At 58.0% G+C, this 20,939-nt stretch carries 21 protein-coding genes; 19 read left to right on the top strand and 2 right to left on the bottom strand.

Annotated elements, in window-relative coordinates; translation table 11 throughout:
• Window positions 1–42: 42 nt before the first annotated feature.
• The gene (locus L8V01_RS04565) at window positions 43–1,830 is read right to left on the bottom strand and encodes a long-chain fatty-acid--CoA ligase (RefSeq protein WP_269945967.1); all 1,788 of its coding nucleotides are present in this window, start codon (window positions 1,828–1,830) and stop codon (window positions 43–45) included.
• Window positions 1,831–2,184: 354 nt separating this feature from the next.
• Between L8V01_RS04565 and rho the strand changes: the two genes are divergently transcribed.
• From rho to L8V01_RS04470, 19 genes are all read left to right on the top strand, one after another.
• Window positions 2,185–4,014, top strand: coding sequence for a transcription termination factor Rho (gene rho / locus L8V01_RS04560; RefSeq protein ID WP_269945966.1), 1,830 nt, complete (start codon window positions 2,185–2,187; stop codon window positions 4,012–4,014).
• Window positions 4,007–5,083, top strand: coding sequence for a peptide chain release factor 1 (gene prfA, locus L8V01_RS04555; protein WP_269945965.1), 1,077 nt, complete (start codon window positions 4,007–4,009; stop codon window positions 5,081–5,083). Before rho ends, prfA begins: the two co-directional genes overlap by 8 nt.
• 6 nt (window positions 5,084–5,089) lie before the next feature.
• Entirely contained in the window at window positions 5,090–5,926 is an 837-nt protein-coding gene (gene prmC / locus L8V01_RS04550) for a peptide chain release factor N(5)-glutamine methyltransferase (RefSeq protein WP_269945964.1), read from the top strand.
• Between the two features lie 32 nt (window positions 5,927–5,958).
• Entirely contained in the window at window positions 5,959–6,627 is a 669-nt protein-coding gene (locus L8V01_RS04545) for an L-threonylcarbamoyladenylate synthase (protein WP_269945963.1), read from the top strand.
• A gap of 12 nt (window positions 6,628–6,639) precedes the next feature.
• Entirely contained in the window at window positions 6,640–7,815 is a 1,176-nt protein-coding gene (locus L8V01_RS04540) for an MraY family glycosyltransferase (RefSeq protein ID WP_269945962.1), read from the top strand.
• Window positions 7,816–7,831: 16 nt separating this feature from the next.
• Entirely contained in the window at window positions 7,832–8,257 is a 426-nt protein-coding gene (locus L8V01_RS04535; RefSeq protein ID WP_269945961.1) for a Cg1360 family ATP-synthase-associated protein, read from the top strand.
• Window positions 8,258–8,720: 463 nt separating this feature from the next.
• A complete protein-coding gene (atpB, locus tag L8V01_RS04530) occupies window positions 8,721–9,521 on the top strand; it encodes a F0F1 ATP synthase subunit A (RefSeq protein WP_269945960.1) in 801 nt (266 codons plus the stop codon).
• Between the two features lie 104 nt (window positions 9,522–9,625).
• Window positions 9,626–9,865: an ATP synthase F0 subunit C gene (locus L8V01_RS04525; protein WP_005323383.1), complete on the top strand. Its 240-nt coding sequence runs from the start codon at window positions 9,626–9,628 to the stop codon at window positions 9,863–9,865.
• Between the two features lie 43 nt (window positions 9,866–9,908).
• On the top strand, window positions 9,909–10,478 hold the full coding sequence (locus L8V01_RS04520; RefSeq protein ID WP_269945959.1) for a F0F1 ATP synthase subunit B: 570 nt from the start codon (window positions 9,909–9,911) through the stop codon (window positions 10,476–10,478).
• A gap of 6 nt (window positions 10,479–10,484) precedes the next feature.
• Window positions 10,485–11,300, top strand: a complete 816-nt coding sequence (locus L8V01_RS04515; protein WP_269945958.1) for a F0F1 ATP synthase subunit delta — start codon at window positions 10,485–10,487, stop codon at window positions 11,298–11,300.
• 60 nt (window positions 11,301–11,360) lie between these two features.
• The gene (atpA, locus tag L8V01_RS04510) at window positions 11,361–13,001 is read left to right on the top strand and encodes a F0F1 ATP synthase subunit alpha (protein WP_269945957.1); all 1,641 of its coding nucleotides are present in this window, start codon (window positions 11,361–11,363) and stop codon (window positions 12,999–13,001) included.
• Between the two features lie 50 nt (window positions 13,002–13,051).
• Entirely contained in the window at window positions 13,052–14,038 is a 987-nt protein-coding gene (locus L8V01_RS04505; protein ID WP_269945956.1) for a F0F1 ATP synthase subunit gamma, read from the top strand.
• Window positions 14,039–14,041: 3 nt separating this feature from the next.
• Window positions 14,042–15,487, top strand: a complete 1,446-nt coding sequence (gene atpD, locus L8V01_RS04500; RefSeq protein ID WP_269945955.1) for a F0F1 ATP synthase subunit beta — start codon at window positions 14,042–14,044, stop codon at window positions 15,485–15,487.
• A gap of 10 nt (window positions 15,488–15,497) precedes the next feature.
• Window positions 15,498–15,866, top strand: a complete 369-nt coding sequence (locus L8V01_RS04495; protein ID WP_269945954.1) for a F0F1 ATP synthase subunit epsilon — start codon at window positions 15,498–15,500, stop codon at window positions 15,864–15,866.
• Window positions 15,867–16,052: 186 nt separating this feature from the next.
• On the top strand, window positions 16,053–16,529 hold the full coding sequence (locus tag L8V01_RS04490) for a DUF2550 domain-containing protein (protein WP_269945953.1): 477 nt from the start codon (window positions 16,053–16,055) through the stop codon (window positions 16,527–16,529).
• Window positions 16,530–16,552: 23 nt separating this feature from the next.
• Complete coding sequence (gene nucS / locus L8V01_RS04485) at window positions 16,553–17,245, top strand: endonuclease NucS (RefSeq protein ID WP_269945952.1); 693 nt, start codon at window positions 16,553–16,555, stop codon at window positions 17,243–17,245.
• Complete coding sequence (locus L8V01_RS04480; RefSeq protein WP_269945951.1) at window positions 17,245–17,529, top strand: hypothetical protein; 285 nt, start codon at window positions 17,245–17,247, stop codon at window positions 17,527–17,529. Before nucS ends, L8V01_RS04480 begins: the two co-directional genes overlap by 1 nt.
• Window positions 17,530–17,539: 10 nt before the next feature.
• On the top strand, window positions 17,540–17,848 hold the full coding sequence (locus L8V01_RS04475; RefSeq protein ID WP_259886121.1) for a thiamine-binding protein: 309 nt from the start codon (window positions 17,540–17,542) through the stop codon (window positions 17,846–17,848).
• The gene (locus tag L8V01_RS04470; RefSeq protein WP_269945950.1) at window positions 17,849–18,775 is read left to right on the top strand and encodes a tetratricopeptide repeat protein; all 927 of its coding nucleotides are present in this window, start codon (window positions 17,849–17,851) and stop codon (window positions 18,773–18,775) included. It abuts the gene before it with no gap.
• A 3-nt stretch (window positions 18,776–18,778) separates the two neighbouring features.
• On the opposite strand, the gene glgB is transcribed toward L8V01_RS04470, so the two are convergent.
• A complete protein-coding gene (gene glgB / locus L8V01_RS04465; RefSeq protein ID WP_269945949.1) occupies window positions 18,779–20,896 on the bottom strand; it encodes a 1,4-alpha-glucan branching protein GlgB in 2,118 nt (705 codons plus the stop codon).
• Window positions 20,897–20,939 lie beyond the last annotated feature (43 nt).

Raw genomic sequence — 20,939 nt, 5'->3', positions numbered from 1 at the left:
GGGGACGGGGTACACCAAGCTCTAACAACGATGGGGCCAATATTATTGCTGGGTTTCCCGGTTTAATTCAGTCGGGCCGGTGGGATCGAGGCGTTGCGATTCACCGGGGCCCTTGAGCCGGATGATGTTGTACTCGCCTTCAGCCAGGTGTGCGCGCAGGTCCTTCTTATCGAATTTGCCCACGGAGGTTTTATCGATGGATTTAACGAAGGTCCAATACTCCGGCAGCATCCAGCTCGGAAGCTCCTTGCGCATGCTGGCGCGCAGGCTTTCGGCGGTTTCGATGGTAGGTGAGACGCCTTCCGCCAATACGGTAACGGCAAGCGGGCGCTCCACCCACTGCTTGTCGGGGTAGCCAATCACGGCCGCTTCGACCACGCGCGAATTGGACATGATGAGGTTTTCTAGTTGTACGGAGTAGATCCATTCGCCGCCGGAGCGGATGACATCGCGGGCGCGGTCCTCCACGGTGAGGAATCCGTCTTTGGTCACCGATCCGACGTCGCCAGTGCGCAACCAGCCATCGGCGGTAAATTTATCCTCAGCGGCTTCGACCTGTTTGCCGCGGAATTCGGAGGCGATCTCGCCGGGCTCCGCAGTAGGCGAGTGATAGTAGGAGCCGGTCACGAGGTTGCCGCGCACCTGCAGCTCGCCGGCGTTGCGGTCGGTGCGGGCCACGACTTGGCCATCGTTGACCACGCGGTATTCCAGCGAGGCGGGAATGCGGCCTTGGGATACGCGGTACGCCCAGCGGGTATCGCCCGAGGCACCTTGGGGTGGGCGGGCAACGCTGCCGACGGTGGAGGTTTCCACCATGCCCCAGACATGGACGACGTCGACGCCATAGCGTTCTTCCCACATCTTAATGAGCTGCGGTGGAACGGGGGAGCCGCCGGCATAAATTTCCGTCAGCGTCATGCGCTCTGGCGGATGGTGCATGTAGTGAACGAAAAGCTGAATCCAAATGGTCGGCACGCCATGCGCCACGCGGGGTGAAGTGGCCGCGATGGCCTTGGCCAGGGTGGGGGCGGAAACGTCGGCGTCGGGAAGCACGAGCGGGGTGCCGGTCATGAAACAAGTAAACGGCACGCCCCAGCTCAAAACGTGGCAGATGGGGATGCAGCACAGGAAGGTCTCACCGTGGGTAATGCACAGCGAGTCCGAGGAGCGCAGCTGCATTGCCTCCAAATACAGCGAACGGTGCGAATAGAGCACGCCCTTTGGTGCGCCCGTGGTGCCCGTGGAATAGCACAGCGCCGCGGCTGTGCGCTCATCTAGCTCCGGCCAGTCATAGACGGTAGAGCGGCCATCGATAAGGGCTTCATAAGAATAGACCTCGACTCCGCGGGGGAAGAGGTGGGCGAATTGTTGCGCCGGCTGTGCACCGGTGATGATGACGCTTGCTACCGATGTCGTACCGGTGAGGACCTTGCCCAACTGCTGAGCCAAGCGGGGATCGCATACGATGGCTGAAATTTCCGCATGGTTGATGATGTGGCGAATCTGATCATTCATCAACTGCTTATTAAGCGGCGCGAAGATCGCGCCCTTGCAGGCGGTACCGAACATTACCTCAAGGTGCTCGGCGCAATTCCACATAAAACTGCCAACGCGCTCATCGCCGGTGATGCCCAAATCATCATGAATGGCGTGGGCGAATGCGGCGGCGCGGGCGGCGATATCGCGGAAGGTTACTTCCTCAGCCGGATCAAATTCGGAGCCGGTGCCTTCGCCGTGCCAAGTGGTGACCGTAGTATTGCCGTGCACCGAGGCCCCGTACTCCAAAATGCGGGTCAGGGAGAGGGGGATATCCATCATCGTGGAAAGCATGCTTCTACTGTAGCGGTGTCATGGTGCGGGCGTGGCGCCCTATGCGTTATACTTATTCGCGACTGGTAGGAAACCGGAAAATTTAACTCCCCTTTCCTATGCAATCGGGCCCAGAGAACTATTTTTGCCCGCAGTCGTTTCTTGATTTCTTCCGGTTCGTGCACTCGGTGTGCGAAGTCTCCTTAAGGACACGGAAGAGGCCTCATACTTGTTGCCCGGCAGGACGCGTATGCGCCTTGGCACGAGGGCGAGAAGTCTTAGAAAAATACACATTGGCTTCCAGTGCAACGCCGCGAGCATGGGCTCCGGCGGCTCCCGCATAAACGGACCTGGTCAAGCAACGAAAGGATATCCGTGAGCGAAACGGACAACACCGCAGCACAGGATCTCGCATCCCTAAAGCTGCCGGAATTGCGCAAAATGGCCGCAGAACGCGGCCTACGTGGTGTCTCTGCCCTGCGCAAGGGGGATCTGATCACCGCCATTAAGACCGGCCAAGTTCCGCCAAAGGCAAAGGCCAAGGTGGAAAAGGCCGCACAAGTAGAAAAGGCGGAGAAGGCAGAGAAGTCCGAGAATACGGACAAGCCGCGCAAGCAGGCGCAGGATGATGCGCCGCAGAAGGCGGAAAAGCAGGAAGAATCCGGCGATAAGCAGGACAACCGCCAAGAAAGCTCTGGTGAGGAACAGCGCTACGAGTCGCGCTCGCAGGCCCGCCGCGCCCGCCGTAACCGCGCCCGCCGTCAAGAACGCCAAGAGCGCGAGGAAGGCAATCGCAATGAGGAGCAGGGCGGCAATAAAGACAACCGCGACAATAGCTCCCAGGACGGCTCCGATAATCAGGGCGATAAGAATGACCGCGGCGATAATAAGCAGCGCGGCAACCGCCATGATGACCACAATAATCACGAGCGCGGAAACCGCCGTGGGCGCCGCAACCGCCGCAATCGCCGCGGCCGCGGGAATAATCATGACAATAACGGTGGCAACGATCTGCAGGTGCGCGAGGGCGATGAACTGCAGGCAGTAGGCGGCATCCTAGACGTCGTAGACAATAACGTCGCTTTCCTGCGCACCACCGGTTACCGCGCCGCGGCTTCCGACGTCTTTGTTAATAACGGCATTGTCCGCCGCCTCGGCCTGCGCTCTGGTGATGCTATTACCGGTCAGGTCAAGGTCTCCGGCCCGACGCATACGCATGGCAATGGCCGCAACCGCCGCAAGTACAATCAGCTGGTGCAGGTCGATACCGTCAACGGCATCGATCCGGAAGGTGCAAAGCAGCGTCCGCACTTTAATAAGCTGACCCCGCTGTACCCGAATAAGCGCCTGCGTTTGGAAACGGATCCAAAGATCCTCACTACTCGCGTCATTGACCTCATTATGCCTATTGGTAAGGGCCAGCGCGCGCTTATCGTCTCCCCGCCAAAGGCCGGCAAGACGACGATTCTGCAAAACATCGCCAACGCGATTTCTACCAATAACCCGGAGTGCTACCTCATGGTCGTCCTCGTAGACGAGCGCCCTGAGGAAGTTACGGATATGCAGCGTTCCGTCAACGGTGAGGTCATTGCCTCCACCTTTGACCGCCCGCCGTCAGAGCATACCTCCGTGGCGGAGTTGGCCATCGAGCGCGCCAAGCGCCTAGTGGAGCAGGGTAAAGACGTCGTGGTCCTGCTGGACTCCATTACCCGTTTGGGCCGCGCCTACAATAATTCTTCCCCGGCTTCCGGCCGCATCCTCTCCGGTGGTGTGGACTCCAACGCCCTTTACCCACCGAAGCGCTTCTTGGGTGCCGCCCGCAATATCGAAGAGGGCGGCTCGCTGACGATCATCGCCACCGCCATGGTGGAGACCGGCTCTACCGGCGATACCGTCATCTTCGAGGAATTCAAGGGCACCGGTAACGCCGAGCTGAAGCTGGATCGCGGCATTTCTGAGCGTCGCGTCTTCCCGGCTGTGGATGTCAACCCTTCCGGTACCCGCAAGGACGAGCTGCTGCTTGTCCCAGAGGAGGCGCGCATCATGACGAAGCTGCGCCGCATCCTCTCCGCGCTGGATTCTCACCAAGCCATTGACCTGCTCATTAAGCAGCTGAAGAAGACCCGCTCCAATGGCGAGTTCTTGATGCAGGTGGCCTCCTCGGCTCCGATGGCTGCGGATAAGGATGAAGAAGATTATGTCTAATCAGGTTTCCCTCGTTGATGACATCGTGTCCGAGTATCAGGGCATTGAGATGCAGATGGGCGATCCGGAGGTAGCCGGCGACCAGAAGCAATTCCGTAAGCTTTCGAAGCGCTATGCGGAGTTGCGCCCGATCATCATGGTTAATAATGAGTTGACTCAGGCCCGCGAGGATCTCGCGGACGCCAAGGAAATGGCCTACGAGGACCATGACTTTCAAGAAGAAGCGGACCGCCTAGAAAAGTCCGTAGAGGACTTGGAAGAAAAACTCGCTGACTTGCTCGCGCCGCGCGATGAGCAGGATTCCGAGGACATCATTATGGAGATCAAGGCCGGTGCCGGTGGCGAAGAGGCAGCCTTGTTCGCCGGTGACTTGGCCCGCATGTACGAGCGCTATGCGGATAAGACCGGTTTTAACTGGGAAGTCTTGGGGCTCAATGAATCCGATCTGGGCGGCGTGAAGGATATGACCATATCCTTCCGCTCCAAGTCGCCATCGCGCGATGGTGCCTGGTCCGTATTCAAGTTTGAGGGTGGAGTGCACCGTGTGCAGCGCGTCCCAGTGACCGAGTCGCAGGGTCGCATTCAAACCTCTGCCGCCGGTGTGCTGGTCTATCCGGAGCCGGAAGAGGTGGAGTCTGTCAATATTGATGACAAGGACATCCGCGTCGATGTTTATCGTTCCTCCGGCAAGGGTGGCCAGGGGGTGAACACCACCGACTCCGCGGTGCGTATTACTCACCTGCCCACCGGGCTTATCGTGACCTGTCAGAAGGAACGTTCCCAGATCCAGAACAAGGCGCGTGCGCTGCAGGTCCTGCAGGCTCGCTTGGACCAGATGGAGCGTGAGGCTCGCGAGGCGGAGGCCGGCGAGCAGCGTGCTTCCCAGGTACGCACGATGGACCGTTCTGAGCGCATCCGTACCTATAATTGGCCGGAAAACCGCATCACGGACCACCGCATTGGCTATAAGGCCAATAATCTAGATTCCGTGTTAAATGGCGATATGCATGATCTGATTAAGGCTTTGCAGGACCAAGAGCGTGCTGAGCGCCTCGAGGCCGAGGGCTAGACGGGCGTGGACAACACGTATGGACAGGCGCTGCGCCGCGGGGTGCAGCGCCTTCGTGCTGCAGGGGTGGCGAGCCCGGAGTGGGATGCGCGCATCTTGGCCGCGCACCTTATTCACTGCGGCCACATGGATATTCCGCTTGACCACGCTCCTATGCCTGGCTTTGATGTGGCCTTCGATGCGTTGCTTCGCCGCCGGGAGGCCCGCGAGCCCCTGCAGTACGTGCTAGGCAGTGCCTGGTTCGGTCCGCTGGAGCTCAAGGTAGGCCCGGGCGTATTTATCCCGCGCCCAGAGACCGAGGTCATGGCGGATTGGGCGGTGCGCAATGCGGGCGGCCCACGCCTGGTGGATTTGTGCACTGGCACGGGTGCGCTAGCTCTCTACCTGCATCACTATTTGCCGGAGGCGCAGGTGTGCGCAGTAGAGCTTACCGACGCCGGCCTTGCCTACACCAAAGCCAATACCCACGGCAGCGGGGTAGAGGTCATCCAAGCAGATGCTACGGCAGTCGATACGCTAGCGCAGTGGAATGGGACCGTGGACCTCATCGTGACCAACCCGCCGTACGTGCCAGAATCTCCGGACCTAGATCCGGAGGTTTACCATGATCCGCACAATGCTGTCTTTGCTGGCGCGGATGGCATGCGAGTCATCACCAGACTGATACCGACCATCGCTCGGCTGCTACGCCCAGGCGGCAAGGTAGCGATCGAGCACGATGACTCCACGAGTGATGCGGTTCAAGCCGCGCTTGTGCACTATGGCGGTTTCGAACAAATAAAGCCGATGCAGGATCTGACGGGAACGCCCCGCTTTGTCACTGCGGTGCGCGGGGTAGACTAAGACACCATTGAGGGCAAGAAGGGGAAAAGAGTATGCAAGGAAGAATATTTAACTGCGCCGATGATGCCGAGCGCGAAGAAGGAATGCATATTGCGGTAAAGGCCGCACAATCTGGCCGCCTCGTTGTGATGCCTACCGATACGCTTTACGGCTTGGGCTGTGATGCCTTTGATAATGACGCCGTGGCTAATCTCTTGGCCACCAAGCAGCGCGGCCCGGATATGCCGGTGCCGGTATTAGTCGGATCATGGGATACCGTTCGTGGTCTCGTTGCTTCCTATACCGATACCGCCCGTGACTTGGTGGAGGCCTTCTGGCCGGGTGGGCTGTCCATCGTGGTTCCCCAGGCGCCGTCCTTGCCGTGGAACCTCGGTGATACCCGCGGCACCGTGATGCTGCGCATGCCGCTGCACCCCATTGCCATCGAGCTGCTGCGCGAAGTCGGCCCGATGGCCGTCTCCTCCGCTAATATCTCTGGCCACCAGCCACCGACCACGGCCTTGATGGCCAAGCAACAGCTGGGTAAAGCCGTAACGGTTTACTTGGACGGGGGAGAGACGGCCGTCGGCAAGCCTTCTACCATCATTGACCTGTCTGGTGAGCGCCCGTACCTGCTGCGCGAAGGCGCACTATCTGCCGAAGAAATCGGTGAGGTTATCGGTGTCGATGCGCAGAGCCTGCGCACCCGCCCACAGGCCTAAGGAGGGATTCGCGTGAGCGGCAGTGGTGTTCCGCTGCGCGAGCTGGCCCTCGTCATCCTCGTCGCAGCAGCGTTTACGTATCTCACTACCGGTGTGGTGCGCTCCTTTTTGGTACGCACCGGCCGGGTGGCTGAGATTCGCCTGCGCGATGCTCACACCCAACCCACTCCGCGCATGGGTGGCGTGGCCATGTTTACCGGATTTGCGGCGGCAATATTCCTCGCAGCCCAGCTTCCAGCCTTGACTCGCGGCTTTATGCCCGTCACCCCAGAGATGAATGCGGTGTTGTGGGCGGCCTTGGCGTTGGTACTTGTCGGCGTTGTCGATGACCTCGTGGAGCTCAGCGCCATAGTTAAGCTCTTTGGTCAGCTCTTTGCCGCTACTTTGATGAGCGGGCTGGGATTGACGTGGACACTGCTATTTATACCTTTTGGTGGTGGCACCACGGTCGTCCTGGATCAACTACAAAGCACACTGCTGACTGCCTTTTTTACCGTATTGCTCATTAATGCCATTAACTTTGTGGATGGCCTTGATGGCCTTGCGGCGGGCCTCGGAATGATTGCCGGCGGCGCGATTCTGGTCTTTTCCTTGACCGTCCTCCACGATCAGGGTGGGGCAGTATCGGCTTATCCTCCAGCTATTATCAGTGCCGCCCTAGTGGGCATGTGTGCGGGCTTTCTGCCGCATAATTTTGAACCATCCCGCATTTTTATGGGGGATTCCGGCTCTATGCTCATTGGCTTGTTATTGGCTGCGGCTTCGACCTCAGCGTCAGGCAAGATCAATATGTCCCTCTATGGGACTGTGGATATTGTGGCGTTGATGTCTCCCATTATCGTTGTGGTCGCGGCAGTTTTTATTCCAGTCTTGGACCTTGTCTGGGCGGTGATTCGCCGTCTTTCGCAGGGGCGCTCACCCTTCTCTGCAGATAAGGCGCACATCCATCATCGGCTCCTTTCGCTCGGGCATACCCACCGGCGCACCGTACTGGTGCTCTACCTTTGGGTTTCCGCGGTGGCCTTTGGAGCGGTTTCATTTTCCATCGTTCCGGCCCCGGTGGCCATTGGCGTTACTATCGTGGCCCTGCTTGTGGCTTTTACGGCGACGCTCGTGCCGCTGCGGCAAGGAAAGATCGGCCCGGCGGCGCGGAAGACGGTCGTGGTGAAGGAATCCGCGCCCTCGTGAGGTAGGGTGTGTAGCCGTGAGTGACCAAGTAGTGAATCCTGACTTTGATGACCCGCGACTTCCAATACAGCGAGCTGTAAGCCTAGGTGCAAAGGCTCTCCTTGCCATTACAATCGTTTCCCTCGCTGTGTGGGGTGGTATGAAGGGTATGCCTGGGGTATGGGGAGTTGCTATTGGTGCTGCCTTAGGCGGTGGTTTCGTGCTTTTTACAGCTGGGTCTGTCCTCCTTACCGCGAAATCGACCCCGACCACAACGATTGCCGTAGTTCTGGGAGGATGGCTAATCAAGCTAATCGTCCTTATTGGTGTGCTTGCCTTGATCCGCGATCTGGATTTCTATGACACTTGGGCGTTGTTTATAACGGTGGTTTTAGCTCTCGTTGTGACTTTAGGCACCGAGGTTTGGGGTGTCGTTACCTCTAGGGTTACCTACGTATCTTAAGTCCCATACGGTTATTCTAGCGACCTCAATTTGGGGTGGGCTGTCCTTTGCATGTCGTGGTGGAGGACAGCTCTTTTTTATGTGCACTACCGGCCAGAAGTGGAAATGGGCACCCCCGAGGAGGAGGAGAAAGACAACAGTGTGATGAACTCCACGTTCTTGAATTTGGCCGGAAAATAGCGGTTTTGATCCCTTGATCGCTGCTATGGGAAGGATCAACTCGCAAACTGGGGCCCCCACGTGCAAAAACTCTTGATCTAGCTGATACTATTTCCCTCGGGTTACCGCGGTAGTTGGCAACAGCCTGCTTTCCGTCCCGGTAAATCCCTGCCTTGATCACGCTGATGTGCGACGGAGTCCGTGTTCAAGGCGGAGAGTTTGAGACGTCCATCGCACCACAGAAGCTTTCACAAGCTGTGTGGCCCGAACACGGGAGAGAACGCTGAGCGTTACAACATTGGCTATGAAAGGGCACTTCCATACGCCCGATCTAGGTGAAGAATTCTTCCCGGGGCAAATGAATGCTGACCATCTGTTTTTCGGTGACTTTGCCGGCGGATGGTTCGCGCTTGATCGCCTGATGCTGATTCGTATATTGATGACGCTGATTGTGGTGATCCTATTCTGGGCCGCCTTTAAGAACCCCAAGCTGGTTCCTTCCGGCCTTCAGAATGTGGGCGAGAACGCGGTCGACTTTGTCCGTGTACATATCGCTGAGGACATTTTGGGTAAGAAGGAGGGAAAGCGATTTCTGCCAATTATCGCTAGCATCTTCTTCGCGGTTTTGTTTATGAACGTTGCGACCGTTATCCCGGGGCTAAACGTCTCGCCAAACGGTCGTATTGGTATGCCAATTGTCTTGGCTGCCGTTGCGTATGTCGCCATGATTTACGCCGGTGCTAAGCGTTACGGCTTTGGAAAGTTCATTCGCTCCTCTGTAGTGATTCCGAACTTGCCTCCGCTACTGCACTTGCTGGTGGTACCGATTGAATTTTTCTCTACGTTCATTCTGCGACCGGTTACCCTTGCTATTCGTCTCATGGCGAACTTCCTTGCTGGACACATCATCTTGGTTCTTCTCTTCTCTGCTACGAATTTCTTCTTCTGGCAGCTGAATGGGTGGACCGCCCTGTCTGGACTAACCGTTGTCTTGGCCTTGGCTATGAGCCTGTTCGAGATTCTGGTTATTTTCCTGCAGGCGTACATCTTCGCTTTGTTGACGGCGGTGTACATTGAGCTGTCCCTGCACGCAGATTCGCACTAAGGACGAGGTCGACGAGCGCGACCGAGTAAACCACCTAACTTCACAACATTGACATTCAGTCCGATTGCGGGCTGAGACATTTACGAAAGGGAACGACTTTCACCATGAACGAGATCATTCTGGCAGCGGACGCCGCTTCTAAGTTTGAAGGCTTCGGTACTATTGGCTACGGCCTCGCCGCTATTGGTCCTGGTATCGGTATCGGCATCGTCGCCGGCAAGACCGTTGAGGCTATGGCTCGCCAGCCGGAGATGGCCGGTCAGCTTCGTACCACCATGTTCCTGGGTATCGCCTTTACTGAGGCCCTGGCACTTATTGGCCTCGTTGCCGGCTTCCTGTTCTAAAAGCTCGAGTTTTCCAAACCGAAACTTTTAAGACGGGAGACCTATGAATAACGTCGTTTATATGCTTGCTGCAGAAGGAGGGGAGAACCCGGGATCGGGTAGCTTCTCGGTGCTTCTGCCCAAGAATTATGACATTTTCTGGTCTTTGCTGTGCTTCATTGTAATTCTCTTGTTGTTCTGGAAGCTTGTGCTTCCTAAGTACACCAAGATGCTGCAGGAGCGTGAAGACCGGATCGAGGGCGGCTTGAATCGCGCTAAGGCTCAGCAGGCCGAGGCTAAAGCCGCTCTGGAAAAGTACAATGCTCAGCTGGCTGATGCCCGGGCAGAAGCTGCCGAGATCCGCGAGCAGGCGCGCGAGCGCGGCAAGCAGATTGAGGCCGAGGCTAAGACCAATGCGGAAGAAGAATCCCGCCGCATCGTCGCTAATGGCGAAAAGCAGCTGGAAGCTTCTCGCGCCCAGGTTGTCACTGAGCTGCGTTCTGAAATGGGCCAGAATTCCATCAACCTGGCGGAGAAGATTCTGGGCGGCGAGCTTTCCGACGCCTCTAAGAAGTCCTCCACCATTGATGGCTTCTTGTCCGAGCTCGACTCTGTGGCACCGGCCGGAAAGTAGGCAACTATGAAGGCAGCTAGCCGCGAAGCACTCGCAACCTCACAAACCCGCTTGGACGAGATCCTGGCCGGCGACAACAACGTTGCCACCGCCGCACAGGCAGGTCTGGATATCTTTGAGGTCGTCGATGTCTTGGATACCGACCGCGAATTGCGCGTCGCTTTCACCGATATCGCCGCTCCGAGCGAGGCACGTAAGTCTCTTGCGGAGAACCTGTTTGGCTCCAAGATTTCTGGTGGTGCGCTGCGCATCATCCAAGAAGCTGCGGCCGTGCAGTGGTCCACCCCGAAGGACTTTGTCAAGGGCTTGGTTTCCCTGGGCCGCCGCGCACTACTGCGCGGTGCGGAGTCACAGGGCCAGCTGGGGCAGGTAGAAGATGAGCTCTTCCGCCTGTCTAAGATTCTTGACCGTGAGGGCGAGCTCACCCAGCTGCTTTCCGACCGAACTGCTGATTCCGCCCGCAAGCGCGGATTGCTGGCAAACGTGCTCTACGGCAAGGTCACGATGTTCACTGAGGCACTGGTGCTTCAGGCCATCTCCCGCCCGGAGCAGAACCCGATCGACGATGTTGCCGCCTTGGCCGATTCTGCAGCAGACCTGCAGGGCCGCACCATTGCGCGCGTTACCGCAGCGGGTGAACTAAACGAAGGCCAGCAAGCAGTACTCGCTGAGAAGCTGGGCAAAATTTATGGTCGTGCGATGTCCATTCACTCTGAGGTTGACACCAGCCTCCTCGGTGGCATGCGCATCCGCGTCGGCGATGAGGTCATTGACGGCTCTACAGCAGGCAAGATTGCTCGCCTGCGTGCCCAGATGGCGTAGCCGAAACGACAGAAACGAATTAAGTAAGTGCTGGAAGATACTACCGAGAGCAGGAAGAACATGGCGGAGCTGACGATCTCCTCCGACGAGATCCGTAGTGCGATTGCGAACTACACCTCGAGCTACTCCGCGGAGGCCTCCCGTGAGGAGGTCGGCGTGGTCATTTCGGCAGCTGACGGTATTGCGCAGGTTTCTGGCCTGCCATCCGTTATGGCGAATGAGCTGCTCGAGTTCCCAGGCGGCGTGATTGGCGTCGCACAGAACCTTGACACCAACTCCATCGGTGTTGTGGTCCTGGGTAACTTCGAGTCCCTCAAGGAGGGCGACGAGGTCAAGAGGACCGGCGAGGTTCTCTCTATCCCAGTGGGCGAGGAATTCCTCGGCCGCGTGATTAACCCTTTGGGTCAGCCCATTGACGGCATGGGCCCAATCAACGCTGAAGAGGAGCGCGTCCTCGAGTTGCAGGCACCGTCCGTGCTGCAGCGTCAGCCGGTGGAAGAGCCAATGCAGACCGGCATCAAGGCTATCGATGCAATGACCCCGATTGGCCGTGGCCAGCGCCAGCTGGTCATTGGTGACCGTAAAACCGGTAAGACCGCGGTGTGCATCGATACCATTTTGAACCAGAAAGCTAACTGGGAGTCCGGCGACAAGGATAAGCAGGTTCGCTGTATCTACGTCGCTATTGGCCAGAAGGGCTCGACCATCGCTGGTGTGCGCCGCACCCTTGAGGAGCACGGCGCACTGGATTACACCACCATTGTGGCTGCACCGGCTTCTGATTCCGCTGGCTTTAAGTGGCTGGCACCGTTCTCTGGTGCAGCTCTGGGCCAGCACTGGATGTACCAGGGTAACCACGTCCTGGTTATCTACGATGATCTGACCAAGCAGGCTGAGGCTTACCGTGCCATCTCCTTGTTGCTGCGCCGTCCGCCGGGACGCGAAGCATACCCGGGCGATGTGTTCTACTTGCACTCCCGTCTGCTGGAGCGTGCTGCAAAGCTTTCCGACGACATGGGTGCCGGTTCGATGACCGCCTTGCCGATCATTGAAACCAAGGCTAACGACGTCGGCGCGTTCATTCCGACCAACGTCATTTCCATTACCGATGGCCAGGTATTCCTGGAGTCCGACCTGTTCAACCAGGGCGTTCGCCCGGCTATCAACGTGGGTGTCTCCGTCTCCCGTGTTGGTGGCGCTGCACAGACCAAGGGTATGAAGAAGGTCGCCGGTAACCTCCGTCTGGACCTGGCTTCTTACCGCGACCTGCAGGCCTTCGCGGCGTTCGCATCCGATTTGGATGCTGCCTCCAAGGCTCAGCTCGAGCGCGGTTCCCGCCTGGTTGAGCTTTTGAAGCAGCCTGAGTCCTCTCCGCAGCCGGTGGAGTACCAGATGGTGTCCATCTACCTCGCCGAGGCTGGCATCTTCGACGTCGTTCCCGTTGAGGACGTCCGCCGCTTCGAGGCTGAGGTCCACGAGTACCTCAATGCAAACACCCCAGAGGTCTTTGAGCAGATTTCCGGCGGCAAGCCGCTGACTGATGAGTCCAAGGACGCATTGGTTGCGGCAGCTAAGGACTTCCAGCCGACCTTCCGTACCTCCGAGGGGCGCAACTTGGGCTCCGAGGCCGCGGTAGAGCCTTTGGATGAAAGCGACGTAAAGAACACCGAGCTCAACGTCTCCCGCAAGACGGCTAAGTAGAGTTCAGAACTCATAACTAACCGTCTAGATTAAAGAAGGGAGGAGAAACGATGGCTAATCTTCGCGAACTGCGAGACCGCATTCGGTCCGTTAATTCGACTAAGAAGATCACCAAGGCCCAGGAGCTGATTGCTACCTCGCGCATTACCAAAGCGCAAGCCAGGGTAGAGGCATCTCAGCCGTACGCGACCGAGATGACCAGCATAATGAAAAAGCTGGCTGCGGCTTCTACGTTGGAGCACGACATGCTGCGCGAGCGTGAAGACGGCAACGTCGCCGCCATCCTCGTGGTCACTTCTGACCGTGGTATGTGTGGCGGCTATAACAACAACGTCTTCAAGAAGGCCGCACAGCTGCAGGCTCTCCTGGAAAGCAAGGGCTACGAGGTAGTTCGCTACGTAACTGGCAACAAGGGCATCGGCCACTACAAGTTCCGTGAGGACGAGGTAATTGGCAGCTGGGGCGGTTTCTCTCAGGATCCGACCTGGGAGACCACCCACGATGTGCGCCGTCACTTGATTGATGGTTTCGTCGCCGGTTCTCATGGCACAACTAAGGGCCGTGCCGGCCTGCATGCGCAGGGTGAAGGCGAGGGCGTTCGTGGCTTTGACCAGGTGCACGTTGTCTACACCGAGTTTGAGTCGATGCTGACTCAGACTGCACGGGCACAGCAGCTACTGCCAGTTGAGCCGGTCATTCAGGATGAGGAGTACCAACTCGGTGACTCCGCTTTGTCTGATGCCGAGTCCGCGGAAACCGCCGCTGGTTTCGAATTCGAGCCAGACGCAGATACGCTGATGGAAGCGCTGCTTCCGCAGTACGTCTCGCGTATCCTGTTTGCTATGTTCTTGGAGGCATCCGCCTCCGAGTCCGCTGCACGCCGTACAGCTATGAAGTCCGCTACTGACAACGCGACGGAGATGGTCGATGACCTCTCTCGCGTGGCTAACCAGGCCCGTCAGGCACAGATTACCCAGGAAATTTCAGAGATCGTCGGTGGCGCTGGCGCGCTATCTGACAGCGCAGAAAGTGACTAGATTATGACTACAGCTCTGCAAGAGCAGAATGCACAGTCTTCGGCAGTCGCCGGTCGTGTCGTGCGCGTCATCGGTCCGGTTGTGGACGTGGAGTTCCCACGTGAGGCACTGCCGGCCCTGTACAACGCACTGCACGTCGACATTAAGCTCGAAGCTGTTGCAAAGACCGTCACCCTCGAGGTCGCTCAGCACCTCGGTGACAACCTTGTCCGTACCGTGTCCATGGCACCGACCGACGGCCTCGTCCGCGGTGCCGAGGTCATCGACTCCGGAAAGCCAATTTCCGTGCCAGTCGGCGACATCGTCAAGGGCCACGTCTTCAACGCCCTCGGAGATTGCCTCGACGAGCCGGGTCTCGGCCGCGATGGCGAGCAGTGGGGTATCCACCGCGAGCCGCCAGCGTTCGACCAGCTTGAGGGTAAGACCGAGATTCTGGAGACCGGCATTAAGGTTATCGACCTGCTGACCCCGTACGTTAAGGGCGGTAAGATTGGCCTCTTCGGCGGCGCAGGTGTGGGTAAGACCGTTCTCATTCAGGAGATGATTACCCGTATCGCCCGCGAGTTCTCCGGTACCTCCGTGTTTGCCGGCGTCGGCGAGCGCACCCGTGAGGGCACCGACCTCTTCTTGGAAATGGAAGAGATGGGCGTGCTGCAAGATACCGCCCTTGTCTTCGGCCAGATGGATGAGCCGCCAGGAGTCCGTATGCGTGTGGCACTGTCCGGCCTGACCATGGCCGAGTACTTCCGCGATGTGCAGAACCAGGACGTGCTCCTGTTTATCGACAACATCTTCCGCTTCACTCAGGCAGGCTCTGAGGTTTCGACCCTGCTGGGTCGTATGCCTTCCGCCGTGGGCTACCAGCCCACCCTGGCTGATGAGATGGGTGTTCTTCAGGAGCGCATTACCTCGACCAAGGGCCGTTCTATTACGTCCTTGCAGGCCGTTTACGTTCCGGCCGATGACTACACCGACCCAGCTCCGGCTACGACGTTCGCTCACTTGGACGCCACCACCGAGCTGGACCGTGCGATTGCTTCCAAGGGTATTTACCCTGCAGTGAACCCGCTGACTTCCACCTCTCGTATTCTCGAGCCAGGCATCGTTGGCGAAAAGCACTACGAGGTTGCACAGCGCGTCATCGGTATTCTGCAGAAGAACAAGGAACTTCAGGACATCATCGCCATCCTCGGTATGGACGAGCTGTCTGAGGAGGACAAGGTCACCGTTCAGCGTGCCCGCCGTATCGAGCGCTTCTTGGGCCAGAACTTCTTCGTCGCACAGAAGTTCACCGGTCTGCCAGGCTCCTACGTGCCGCTGTCTGAGACCATCGATGCCTTCGAGCGCATCTGCGATGGCGAGTTTGACCACTACCCAGAGCAGGCCTTCAACGGCTTGGGTGGCTTGGACGATGTCGAGGCCGCATACAAGAAGTTGAACGAGAAGTAGGGAGAGGCACATGGCTGACATCACCGCCGAATTGGTTTCTGTCGAGCGCCTGCTGTGGACTGGACAGGCCTCCATGGTCACGGCTGAGACCACCGAGGGTGAGATCGGCGTGCTTCCCGGTCACGAGCCTATGATCGGTCAATTGATCGACAATGGCGTGGTGACCATCCACCCCGTAGACGGCGAGCGCCGCGTCGCTGCCGTTCAGGGTGGTTTCCTCTCCGTTACCCAGGACAAGATCACCGTCCTCGCTGATTGGGCCATCTGGTCCGATGAGGTGGATGAGGAGAAGGCTCAGGAGGATTTCTCTTCTGAGCACGAGCTCACCAAGTCCCGTGGCGAGGCCGCACAGCGTGCAATTCGCCGCGCTAAGGCTTAGAACCTTGGATTGGTAGGAGAGGGCAGCAATAGCCGCCCTTCCTGCTCTCTTAAGGCGCACCGGTTTCAAACCGGTGCGCCTTCTTCGTGTTTTCTTTGCCTATTCTTATTGGCATACTGGGACCGCTAGGCGCTACAATTCAAGAAATCAGTATCTCCACAGAGCGAGGATGGCGTGAATTAGCCCATGAATTCAACGTTTGTTGCAGTGCTTCTGTGGGCCCTTGGAGTGGCCCTGTTATTAGTCCTCTTCTTGGCGGCGCTCCGGTTTTTTACTATCCGCTCTCGTGGTACCTCTGTGCTTTTGCGCCGTTACCCTGCCAGAAACTCCCTTTCGTGGCGGCATGGGTCGCTGCGCTATGAGGGTGAATTTGTGGAGTATTTCAAGCTGCGTTCAGTCTCCCCGCGCTGCGACCTGCGCATCAATCGCCTCGACATCGAAATAGTGAGCACCCGCCCGCTTGATGATGCCGAGGCATCTTTTATGTCTGCCGCCACCGAGGTTGTGCGATTTCGCGCGAAGGGCAGGGAGTATGAGCTAGCCTCCGATGCGCACGGAGTCATGGGCTTCGGTGCATGGGTAGAAGCAGCACCGTCCAAACGTCAGCAGCGCTTCGATTTCCGGCAACTGCGCGAGCGCGCTACCCGTCAATCCAAGCGATAAGGCTACCCGCTAGGGTAGAGGTCATGCGTTTAGTAATCGCCCGATGCTCCGTAGATTACGTGGGCCGTTTGGATGCCCACCTTCCCATGGCAGACCGCCTGCTCATCGTCAAAGCAGACGGCTCTGTGTCCGTGCACGCCGATGACCGCGCGTATAAGCCGCTTAATTGGATGACACCGCCGTGTACCTTAAAGGAATCCGCCATCGAGGACTTAGATGGTGAAGATACAGGTGAGCTCTTATGGCTGGTGGAAAATCCTAAAGGCGAGCAGCTGCGCATCACCATCGCTGAGATCCACGAGGAAGTCTCCTATGACATGGGGGAGGATCCGGGGCTGGTTAAGGATGGAGTAGAAGCTCACCTACAGGAGCTTTTGGCAGACCAGATCGACACCTTGGGCGATAGCTACACATTGGTCCGCCGCGAATATCCCACTGCAATCGGCCCTGTGGACATCATGGCGAAAGATGAAAACAATAATAACGTTGCCATCGAGGTGAAACGCCGCGGTGGTATCGATGGTGTGGAGCAGCTGACGCGGTATCTGGAGTTGCTAAACCGCGATGAGCTGCTCGCCCCGGTATCCGGTGTTTTTGCAGCGCAGGAAATCAAACCACAGGCTCGCACCCTGGCAGAGGATCGCGGCATTCGCTGCGTTGTCTTGGATTATCAAGAACTGCGCGGCCTCGAGTCTAATGAATTGCGATTGTTCTAATGCCACGGCGAAATAGACGCAAGCCGGTAGAGATTCGCTCCTTGCCGAAAGACGGCTCGACTTTCCTCGGCTCGCAGACGGTCGAGGGCCCTAGTTGGTCCCATGGTGAACCATACGTTATGCGCCATATCGGCTCCGCGCGGGCGCAGAAGTATTATGTGTGCCCAGGGTGTAATCAAAATATCCCGCCCGGGGTCGCCCATATTGTGGCATGGCCCCGAGACGTAGGCCGCCAGGGCGACGATCGCCGGCACTGGCACCGCCACTGTTGGGAGCGTAGGTAGACTAGCGGGCATGATTGTTGCATTTTCTGTAGCCCCAGCGGTAGTCAATAATGACTCCCAAGAAATGGCCGATGCCGTGGCCGAGGCCGTGCGCGTGGTTCGCGAGTCTGGCCTTCCTAATGAGACTAATGCCATGTTTACCCTTCTGGAGGGGGAATGGGATGAGGTCTTTGGAACCATCAAAAAGGCAACTGAGGCAGTGCGTGCTGTATCCCCGCGTACTTCTTTGGTGGTAAAGGCCGATATTCGTGAAGGCGTGACCAATCAGCTGACAGACAAGGTAGATGCGGTCAACCGCCGCCTTGCAAAGGAGGACTAGATGACTTCAGCAAATAATGCTTATGTAGGAGGCGCGCTCGATCTTAGCCAGGTCAAGGCCCGCGCTGAGGCGCGCCAGAAGGCACAGGAGTCGTCACACGCAAACGCTAGTGGGGTCCAGCCTTTCTTTACGGTTACCGAGGCTAACTTCGAACAAGACGTGGTGCGCCGTTCTGCGGAAGTTCCAGTGATCGTTCTCATCGGCACTGCCCGTTCCACGCAGTCAGAGCAGTTGCGGACCGATCTCCAGGATTTGGCCACGCAAGGAAACCTCAGTTTCCTCGTCGCCTATGTAGATGCGGATGCTACCCCGCAGGTAGCGCAGGTCTTCGGCGTTAAGAATCTGCCTACCGTGGTGGCGTTGGGCGCTGGTCAGCCGCTGACTAATTTTGAGGGCGCGCAGCCGAAGGACGCGCTCAAGCAATGGGTAGACACCCTGGTGCAAAATGTTGGTCCACAGTTGAAGGGCTTGCAGGGCGATCAGGGTTCGGAACAGCCACAAGAGGAAGAAGAGGATCCACGCCTTCAGGAAGCAGAAAGTTTCTTGAATGCCGGTGACTTTGATGGTGCGCTCAACGTCTACAACTCCATTTTGGACTCCGAGCCGGATAACGTGCAGATTAAGCAGGCGCGGGATACAACCATGCTGCTCAAGCGCCTCGACCCAGCCAATCAGACCGAGGATCCGATCGCGGCTGCGGAGGCGGATAAGGGGGACGTCGATAAGCAAATGCGGGCGGCCGACGCCGAAGTGGTTGCCGGTGCCCCAGAAAAGGCCTTTGAACGCCTAATTGAGACGATGAAGGCAACGGCCGGCGATGAGAAGGCGCGCGTACGCGAGCGCTTGCTCGAGCTCTTTGGGCTTTTTGAGGGCAACGACCCGCGCGTACTCGACGCCCGCACGAAGCTTGCGAGCGCCCTGTACTAACTTTTAGCGCTCGAGCACGTACCACTGCACGGAATTGGCCGGCAGGTGCAACGTGGCGGAATTATTCGTCACGTGGATGCGCTGGGGAAGCGGATTCCCAGCGCCCTCATAGACGGCGTCGTCAGTGTTGAGCACCATCTGCCAAGCACCGTCATGTGGCACCCAGAGGCCGTAGTTGGGGATGGAAGAACCAGAAAGGTTGCACACGGCGAGCAGGGCGGAGCCATCAGCACCGTAGCGGACGTAGCCGAGCACGTTATTATTCGAGTCATCCGCCTTGACCCACTGGAATCCCTCTTGGCTAAAGTCTTGCGACCACAAGGCAGGGGTATCACGGTAGATGAGGTTAATATCGCGCACGAGCCGTTTGATGCCGTGGTGCCATTCGCTGCCCCAACCATCGAGGTTGCCCCAGTCCGCGGAATGTCCTTCGGCCCACTCGGTGGTCTGGCCGAATTCTTGGCCCATGAACAGCAGGTTCTTGCCGGGGTGGGAAAACATGTATCCGTATAGTGCCCGCAGGCCGGCGGCCTTATTCCAGTCATCGCCGGGCATGCGTTCCCACAGCGAGCCTTTGCCGTGCACCACCTCGTCATGGCTAAACGGCAGTACGTAGCGCTCAGAGTAGGCGTAGACCATAGAAAAGGTAAGTTCGCCGTGGTGATGGGAGCGGTGGATAGGCTCGTGCTGGAAGTACTCTAGGGTGTCATTCATCCAGCCCATGTTCCACTTCAGAGAAAAGCCCAGGCCATTTTCAGAAGTCGGAGCGGTAACGCCCGGCCAGGAGGTGGATTCCTCGGCAATGGTGAGCACGCCAGGATGGGTGCGGTTGAGAGTGGCATTGGTTTCCTGCAGGAATTGCACGGCCTCTAAATTCTCGCGCCCGCCGTACTGGTTGGGCAGCCATTCATCGCGGGAATAATCTAGGTAGAGCATGGAGGCCACTGCGTCTACGCGCAGGCCATCGATATGGAACTCTTCGGCCCAGTAAAGTGCATTAGCTACAAGGAAATTGCGGACCTCATTGCGTCCGAAATCAAAGACATAGGTGCCCCAGTCGGATTGTTCACCGCGGCGGGGATCGGGGTGCTCATACAGCGCCTGGCCGTCGAAGCGTCCGAGGGCCCAGTCATCTTTGGGGAAGTGGGCCGGCACCCAGTCCACGATGACGCCGATGCTGTTTTCGTGCAGTGCATTGACCAGTTCACGGAATTCATCCGGCGAGCCCCAACGCGCGGAAGGCGAGTAGTAGCCGGAGACTTGGTAGCCCCAGGAGCCGCCAAAGGGGTGCTCGGCTACGGGCAAAAGTTCGACGTGGGTGAAACCGTGCTCCTTGAGATACGGAATGAGTTCCTCGCGCAGGAGGTTGTAGTTGGCGCCAACCTTCCACGAGCCGACGTGAACCTCATAGATGCTCATGGGGACGTCGAGGTTGTCGGTGCGCTTGCCCATCCAAGCGGAATCGGACCAAGCGAAGCTGGTGGAATCCACGATAGAGTCTGTTTCCGGCGGGCAGGCGGTGCGTTTTGCCAAGGGGTCGGCCTTGTCCTTGCGGCCCTCGTGGCTAAAGATGGAGAATTTATAGTGCTCGCCAGCGCCGATGCCCGGAACAAAGACTTCCCATACGCCGGTAGAGCCTAAAGAACGCATCGGATACTGGGTTGGGTTCCAGCCACAGAAGTCACCCACCACAGCCACGCCTTGGGCGTTGGGGGCCCACACGGCAAAGGAGACCCCATCCACGGAGCCCATCTCTGTCTCGTAGGTGCGCAAGTTTGCACCGAGGACTTCCCAGAGGCGCTCGTGGCGGCCTTCTCCAATTAGGTGCAGGTCCAGCGAACCGATGGTGGGAAGGAAATGATAGCCGTCTGCCACAGTTCGAGTAGGCGCCTCCGGATAGGAGATTTCTAGGCGGTAATCGCAGTTATCGCCTACCTTTGCTTCCCAAATATCATCGCCTACCAAGTCCATGGAAATGGATTGGGTGGGGGTGTGAATGTGTACTGCCGTGGCGCCAGGCTGGCGGGTGCGTACGATGCCTTCGTGCCAACCATAAAAGCCGTGTGGGTCATGGTGGCGGCAGTCGTTTATGCGGGCGAGATCAGCGGCCGGGATATTCATACAATCAGAGTACCTATATCGAGTGTGGTCTTATGGGCAAATG

Origin of the sequence: Corynebacterium curieae (assembly GCF_027570035.1) — a bacterium.
GTDB classification, from domain to species: Bacteria; Actinomycetota; Actinomycetes; order Mycobacteriales; family Mycobacteriaceae; genus Corynebacterium; species Corynebacterium curieae.
Note: the sequence above shows the minus strand (reverse complement) of the source record. Positions and strands in the feature narration are given on the sequence as shown.

Bases quoted from the DNA above. Each gene is read 5' to 3' on its own strand.
- L8V01_RS04565 (WP_269945967.1), bottom strand. From the start codon at position 1,830: ATGCTTTCCACGATGATGGATATCCCCCTCTCCCTGACCCGCATTTTG.
- prfA (WP_269945965.1), top strand. From the start codon at position 4,007: ATGTCTAATCAGGTTTCCCTCGTTGATGACATCGTGTCCGAGTATCAG.
- L8V01_RS04545 (WP_269945963.1), top strand. From the start codon at position 5,959: ATGCAAGGAAGAATATTTAACTGCGCCGATGATGCCGAGCGCGAAGAA.
- atpB (WP_269945960.1), top strand. From the start codon at position 8,721: ATGAAAGGGCACTTCCATACGCCCGATCTAGGTGAAGAATTCTTCCCG.
- L8V01_RS04525 (WP_005323383.1), top strand. From the start codon at position 9,626: ATGAACGAGATCATTCTGGCAGCGGACGCCGCTTCTAAGTTTGAAGGC.
- L8V01_RS04520 (WP_269945959.1), top strand. From the start codon at position 9,909: ATGAATAACGTCGTTTATATGCTTGCTGCAGAAGGAGGGGAGAACCCG.
- L8V01_RS04515 (WP_269945958.1), top strand. From the start codon at position 10,485: ATGAAGGCAGCTAGCCGCGAAGCACTCGCAACCTCACAAACCCGCTTG.
- atpA (WP_269945957.1), top strand. From the start codon at position 11,361: ATGGCGGAGCTGACGATCTCCTCCGACGAGATCCGTAGTGCGATTGCG.
- L8V01_RS04505 (WP_269945956.1), top strand. From the start codon at position 13,052: ATGGCTAATCTTCGCGAACTGCGAGACCGCATTCGGTCCGTTAATTCG.
- atpD (WP_269945955.1), top strand. From the start codon at position 14,042: ATGACTACAGCTCTGCAAGAGCAGAATGCACAGTCTTCGGCAGTCGCC.
- L8V01_RS04495 (WP_269945954.1), top strand. From the start codon at position 15,498: ATGGCTGACATCACCGCCGAATTGGTTTCTGTCGAGCGCCTGCTGTGG.
- L8V01_RS04490 (WP_269945953.1), top strand. From the start codon at position 16,053: ATGAATTCAACGTTTGTTGCAGTGCTTCTGTGGGCCCTTGGAGTGGCC.
- nucS (WP_269945952.1), top strand. From the start codon at position 16,553: ATGCGTTTAGTAATCGCCCGATGCTCCGTAGATTACGTGGGCCGTTTG.
- L8V01_RS04480 (WP_269945951.1), top strand. From the start codon at position 17,245: ATGCCACGGCGAAATAGACGCAAGCCGGTAGAGATTCGCTCCTTGCCG.
- L8V01_RS04475 (WP_259886121.1), top strand. From the start codon at position 17,540: ATGATTGTTGCATTTTCTGTAGCCCCAGCGGTAGTCAATAATGACTCC.
- L8V01_RS04470 (WP_269945950.1), top strand. From the start codon at position 17,849: ATGACTTCAGCAAATAATGCTTATGTAGGAGGCGCGCTCGATCTTAGC.
- glgB (WP_269945949.1), bottom strand. From the start codon at position 20,896: ATGAATATCCCGGCCGCTGATCTCGCCCGCATAAACGACTGCCGCCAC.